Origin of the sequence: Actinomycetospora sp. (genome assembly GCF_036497585.1) — a bacterium.
Taxonomy (GTDB): domain Bacteria; phylum Actinomycetota; class Actinomycetes; order Mycobacteriales; family Pseudonocardiaceae; genus Actinomycetospora.
Genome location: NZ_DASXJD010000156.1, coordinates 1 through 5,233 on the forward strand (window position 1 = coordinate 1; position 5,233 = coordinate 5,233).

10 protein-coding genes are annotated in these 5,233 nt (G+C 71.3%); 5 read left to right on the forward strand and 5 right to left on the reverse strand.

The window, feature by feature from the left end; genetic code table 11:
- Positions 1–47: 47 nt before the first annotated feature.
- From VGH76_RS15260 to VGH76_RS15280, 5 genes are all read right to left on the reverse strand, one after another.
- Positions 48–491: a hypothetical protein gene (locus tag VGH76_RS15260; protein ID WP_331557543.1), complete on the reverse strand. Its 444-nt coding sequence runs from the start codon at positions 489–491 to the stop codon at positions 48–50.
- A gap of 28 nt (positions 492–519) precedes the next feature.
- A complete protein-coding gene (locus VGH76_RS15265) occupies positions 520–1,098 on the reverse strand; it encodes a hypothetical protein (RefSeq protein ID WP_331557544.1) in 579 nt (192 codons plus the stop codon).
- 14 nt (positions 1,099–1,112) lie between these two features.
- Positions 1,113–1,385, reverse strand: a complete 273-nt coding sequence (locus VGH76_RS15270; RefSeq protein ID WP_331557545.1) for a WhiB family transcriptional regulator — start codon at positions 1,383–1,385, stop codon at positions 1,113–1,115.
- A 129-nt stretch (positions 1,386–1,514) separates the two neighbouring features.
- The gene (locus VGH76_RS15275; protein ID WP_331557546.1) at positions 1,515–1,928 is read right to left on the reverse strand and encodes a hypothetical protein; all 414 of its coding nucleotides are present in this window, start codon (positions 1,926–1,928) and stop codon (positions 1,515–1,517) included.
- Between the two features lie 12 nt (positions 1,929–1,940).
- Positions 1,941–2,129 carry a hypothetical protein gene (locus VGH76_RS15280; protein WP_331557548.1) on the reverse strand — a complete coding sequence of 63 codons (189 nt, stop codon included), beginning with the start codon at positions 2,127–2,129 and terminating at the stop codon, positions 1,941–1,943.
- A 195-nt stretch (positions 2,130–2,324) separates the two neighbouring features.
- Here VGH76_RS15280 and VGH76_RS15285 point away from each other — a divergent pair, with 195 nt between their 5' ends.
- From VGH76_RS15285 to VGH76_RS15305, 5 genes are all read left to right on the forward strand, one after another.
- Positions 2,325–2,960: a ParA family protein gene (locus VGH76_RS15285; protein ID WP_331557550.1), complete on the forward strand. Its 636-nt coding sequence runs from the start codon at positions 2,325–2,327 to the stop codon at positions 2,958–2,960.
- Entirely contained in the window at positions 2,947–3,255 is a 309-nt protein-coding gene (locus tag VGH76_RS15290) for a hypothetical protein (protein WP_331557551.1), read from the forward strand. Before VGH76_RS15285 ends, VGH76_RS15290 begins: the two co-directional genes overlap by 14 nt.
- A gap of 183 nt (positions 3,256–3,438) precedes the next feature.
- The gene (locus VGH76_RS15295) at positions 3,439–3,690 is read left to right on the forward strand and encodes a hypothetical protein (RefSeq protein WP_331557552.1); all 252 of its coding nucleotides are present in this window, start codon (positions 3,439–3,441) and stop codon (positions 3,688–3,690) included.
- Positions 3,691–3,787: 97 nt separating this feature from the next.
- Complete coding sequence (locus VGH76_RS15300) at positions 3,788–4,741, forward strand: GIY-YIG nuclease family protein (RefSeq protein ID WP_331557554.1); 954 nt, start codon at positions 3,788–3,790, stop codon at positions 4,739–4,741.
- Positions 4,738–5,091 carry a hypothetical protein gene (locus tag VGH76_RS15305; protein WP_331557556.1) on the forward strand — a complete coding sequence of 118 codons (354 nt, stop codon included), beginning with the start codon at positions 4,738–4,740 and terminating at the stop codon, positions 5,089–5,091. Before VGH76_RS15300 ends, VGH76_RS15305 begins: the two co-directional genes overlap by 4 nt.
- Positions 5,092–5,233 lie beyond the last annotated feature (142 nt).

Consider the following 5,233-nt stretch of genomic DNA (forward strand, 5'->3'; position numbering starts at 1 on the left):
GGGACGACACTCTATGGTGCCGCCCCGTAGTTGCTAAAGGATCTCGCTCAGCCCTCGTCGAGATAGGCCATCCAGATGTACGCCAGGTCGTCGCCGGTCGTGGCCGGGTCGGCGACGATCGCCGCGACATACCGGTCGATCAACTCCTGGGTGTTGCCCCCGTCGAACAGGTAATCGGCCTGCACGGCGGTGAGCCCGAGGGACTCCCGGGCCGCGTACTCCATGTGCTGGACGTGGCCGGTCTCGTCGACCACGAACGACTCACAGTCGCCGCGGCACTGGTGCCAGCCGTCGAGCAGCGCCGCCCACCCCGCGAAGCAGAACGCCGTCCCGCACACCTCCCCCGCCCGCAGATCGGCCTCCGTCTCCCGGGCGCCAATCCAGTCGACGGAGTCGATGGCGACACCCTCCGCCCAGCAGGCCTGGTTGTGCAGGTCGGGGAACTTCCGGATGTGGTCGTTGACGGTGCTAAGCAACTCGATGTTGGTCATCAGGGGTTCTCCTCAGTTTGGCGGTGTCTCAACAGTGGTAGTCGACGACGACGATCCGGTCGCCGTCGTGACCAGCGGCGTGGCGGGCGACGATCGTGCGCTCTATCAACGCGACCATCCCGCCCACGTCCTCAGCGACATGCTCCGAGTCGTGGACGACGAAGGTGGAGGGCGCCTTCTCCGGGTCGTCGCGCAGCGCGGCGAGGGCAGCGGCGGCGGGCATCACGTCGTCGTCGCGGCGAGGCCACTCGGTCGGCCACATCCGTGACCGCCCCTTCCCGTTGCAGCCGTTGCAGCCGTAGGCGGGATTGCGCTCGCGGGCTCGGCGCCCCACCTCGTCGTCGCGGCGGCCGGTGCCGTGGCATAGCCAGCACCGCTCGGTCAGGGCGGGGTCGGCGTCCGGGTCGTAGCCCGAGAGCAGCCCGGTCCAGCGACCGCCGACCTGCCACCAGTCCCAGAACGAGACGGGGTTCGTCCAGTAGACCTCCCCGTCCTCGTCGGTCGCCTTCTCGATCTCGCGGTTCTCGTCGTAGGGGTGCATCGCCTCGGCGACGCGGGTGTCGACGTCTCCGTCGGCGGGGATCAGCACGAGGGCTACGTAGTGCATCGGGGATTCTCCTGTCACGCCGCCGGAGCCAGCGGCTCCGGCGGCGCGTCGACGGTCACGCCGCGCCGGACAGCGCGACGCTCAGACTCGGACAGCCCACCCCACACCCCGACCGGCTCATCCAGCCCGAACGCCAGGCACTGCGCCCGGACCGGGCAGCCGGCACACACCGCCTTAGCGGCGTCGCGGTCGCCGCGGCCCTTCGGGGTGTCCTCGTCGGAGGCAGGGAAGAACAGCTCAGGGTCGAGGTCGCGGCACGCGGCCTGCTCCCGCCAGGTCTTCATCATCGGAACTCACCCCTTTCCTGGGGGTCGGTGGGGTTGGTGGGCGGCCCGCCCCCAGCGTCGGGGGCGGGCCCGTGCACCCGTGGCGGTCGCGGACGCTGCGAACGAGGGGCCACGGGGGGAGTCGATCAGTCAGGTCAGGTGAGGCGCGCGTGCCGGGTACGACGCCCGGACCTGGGCCACGTACTCGGCGAAGGACACCCGGCCGTACCTCTTGTCGCGGTCGGTCTCGTCGTCCTCGTCGGCGAAGCTGACGGTCTGGTCGGCGACCTCGACCACGATGATCGGATGCGAGTTGTCCCCGAGGGCCAGGCTCAGGCCCCCGCCCATCTCGCCGTCGACGAGGTCAGCGAACACGCGCGAGGTGATGATCCGAGCGAGGTACTGGTCGTCGGTCCAGCGGTTCGCGCCGAACGCGAGGGCCTCACGTAGCCGCTCGGGCCACTCGGAGCCGTTCCAGTGCGTGTAGAGGTAGACGCCCCCCTTCGGGCTGTCCGGCGCGTAGCCGGTCGGCAGTTCCAGATAGATGTTGGCTCGATCTCCCATGGCGGCGGGTCCTTAGTGGTTGGTGTGGTTGGTGCGGTCGTCGTGCGAGGGGACGATCCCGAGGGTCCGGGAGTGGACGTCGGCGGTGTGGTCGATGACGAGGTGGCCGTCGGTGGGGCGGTAGCCGGTCATGTCCCAGACCTCGGGGAACTCTTCGATGTGGGTCATCACCTGGCGGAGGAGTTCGATGTTTGCGGTCATGGCGGCGGGTCCTCTCGGGCGATCCTTCTACAGCTAGTCTAGTCCCTAGGTGAGCCTCGGGCTAGCGGTTTACCGAGGGAATCTGACGGCTGACGGCATACCGTCTGACGGCGACCCGTCCGACGGCACGACGGCCGACGGTGTGACGGGATGCCGGTTGACGGTGTGACGGGGCGACGGCCAAGGTGTCGCCCTATGCGCCTCGCGGTTCTAGCTCTCAAGGGCGGGGTAGGGAAAACCACAACCTCGGTTGCGGTCGCGCTCGCGCTCGCCACCGGCGACGACGCCCCGCCGGTGCTGCTCGTGGACTGCGACGACCCCCAGTGGTCGGCGACCGCGTGGCGCGGGGAGGCCGAAGACACCGGCGACCCGTGGCCGGCGAACCTCGCCACCGCCCAATGGTCGAGCCACATCACCCGGTCATCGCTCGACGGCTACGACCACGTCCTGTTCGACCTCGGCCCGAAGCGCCCCGAGCTATCCCGGTCGGTGCTGCGGCTCTGCGACACCGCGATCATCCCCACCGCCCCCCGCAAGGCCGACTTCGCCGAGCTGGGCCCGGCCCTCGACCTGATCACCGCGGCGCAGACCCGGCAGCCGCTGTCGTTCGCGCTGCTGCTGACGTTCGTGCGGCTCTCGACCCGGTCGGGGCGGACCGCCCGCGCCGAGGCCGAGGACATCGACCTGCCGGTGCTGGACACGGTGATCCCGCTCGCCGAGCGGTACGCCGCGATGTACGGGCGGGTCCCCGCCCAGCTCGGGGCCTACCGCGATCTCGCGGTGGAGCTGCTCGCGCCCGCCGAGGAGGACACCACCCATGCCGACGCGTAGCTCTGGGCTCGGGGCCGCCGCCACCCGCAAGACCCGGCCGGTCGCCGCGGTCCCCGACGACGACGACACGGGGCGGCCGGTGAAGTGGACGGCGGTCCTCGATCAGGTGACGGTGACCCGGTTCGAGCGGGTGACGGACTCGATGCGTCGGGTGGGGCGGTTGGCGGCGGGGCGCTATCCGTCGCGGGCGGATGTGCTGCGGGCGGTGGTGGCGCTGGTCGACGACGACCCGGAGCTAGCGGAGCGGGTCGCCGGGCGGATCACCGCGGACCTGACGACGCGGGCCCGCCGGTAGTAGGTCCGGCACTCACTCCCCCCAGACTGCCGACCGACTAGTCGGGCGCCTAGCTACCGCATGACGGGGGACCGTCAGACGGCAAACCGGCTGACGGGAGACCTGTCCGACGGCTGACGGCACACCGGCAGACGGCAGACGGGTCGGATCGCTGATCCGGACCCACTATGGGACGCTGGCGAAGTGGAGCCCACCCCCGGCCTAGACGAGGCCCTGGTCGAGCTGCTCGGCGACTCCCGGACCGGTGATCTCGTCGCCGACCTCCTCGCGGCCGGGCGTGAGCTGAGACGTCGCCGCGAGGACAACACCCGCTTTGGGCGCCCGGTGTTCGCCGCCCTACGTGAAGCCGGGGTGGAGTGGCGGGAGATCGAAGCCGCGACCGGCATCCCGAAGTCCTCCGCGCAACGGTGGGCCGAGGCGCCGCCCTCGACGTAGCTCCCCGCGGCCCGGGGTTGACCCGGGTGGTCCCACTGTGGGACAGGGGTCGTCCCATTGTGGGACAGTGCGTCACATGAACCGTTCCGCACCCCCCGTGTCCGCACGCGTGGGCGTGCGCCGCCGCCGGTGGCTGACCGTGCAGGCGTGGTGCGCGGTCCTCCTCCCCGTCGGGCTGTACGTCTACGCCAACCTCGCCACCGCACACGCCGACCCCACCCTGATCATCGCGGGCATCTCCGCACCCCTGATGTTCTGCCTCACCGTGCACATCGCCATCGAGCAGCGATACCGCCCGGCGTCCCGCACGGTGCGGGCCGCGCACAACGGGCTCACCGTCGTCGTCCTGGCGTGCACCGGGCTCTGGTCGTGGGTGCATCTCGTCGTGCTCGTCACGTCGGTGGGGGTGCCGACGTGGCAGGCGGTCGTCCTACCGGTCCTCATCGACTGCCTACTGCTCATCGCCCTCGTGGTCCTGCACCAGCAGCGGCAGGACGAGTGGAGCGACGCCGAGGCCGTCGAGGACGGCCTACGGATGGCGCTACCTGCCGAGACCGTCGCCACGATCGCCGAGGAGTTCGGGATCGGGGTCCAGCAGGAGAGCGACCCGACCGTCCTCTACCAGCTGCTCGGGGCGAACGACGAGCTGCTCCGCGTGGGGATCACCAACGACCTCCCGCAGCGGCTACGTCACCACCGACGTGCGGACTGGTGGGGTGAGGTCGCCGACCTGATCGTGCGGACCTACCCCACCCGTGCCGCCGCACTGGCAGTCGAGGAACACCTGATCACCTCCTGCTGGCCGCGTTACAACGAGATGCCCGGGTCCCTGTCCGATCACCGTTCGCCCGCACGGGTGTCGCCGCCAACGGCACCGGAGCGGCGCACCGTGAACACCACACCCGCACTGCGTGCGGTCACCGACGAGCTGGATGAGCTGCCCCGTGACGCCCTCCGTGACGTCGCACGGGCCGAGGGTGTGCCGGTACGGGGCAGCCGTGCGGACCTCGCCGCCCGTGTGCGGGCCGCACGTGAGGCGACGGCGTCATGATCGCGCTGCTGCACGGCCCGACCGTCGGCCTCGGGTTCGCGCTGCTCGCGCTCGCCCTGATCCCGGTGTGGATCGTGGTCGCCCGCACCGAGCCCACCGGCTGGGTCCGGCGGGCCGCCCCGGAGCCCGCCGCCGACCCCGACCCCGAAAACCTCGAGCCCGACCCGGAGCCCGACAAGCCCCCGACCTCGGCGTTCACCCCCGCCCCGGTGGAGCTCCACGCCGATCCCGCGCCCGACCCGGCGCTGCACGTCGACGCCCGCCGCCTCGACGACGAGGACCCCCTGGACGGGCTCGCCGCGTCGATCGAGCCGGAGCCCGTCGACCTCGACGCGATCACGGGGCCCTGAGCGATGCGCGGCATCGTCCACGTCGACCTCCACGGCTGGTACCGGGTCGCCCGCTGGGTTGGCCGGCTCGCTGCCGGCCACCACCTCGACGGACGCGACCGCACCGACGCCGGGTGGATTCGGCGTGGCGTCGAGGCCGTCG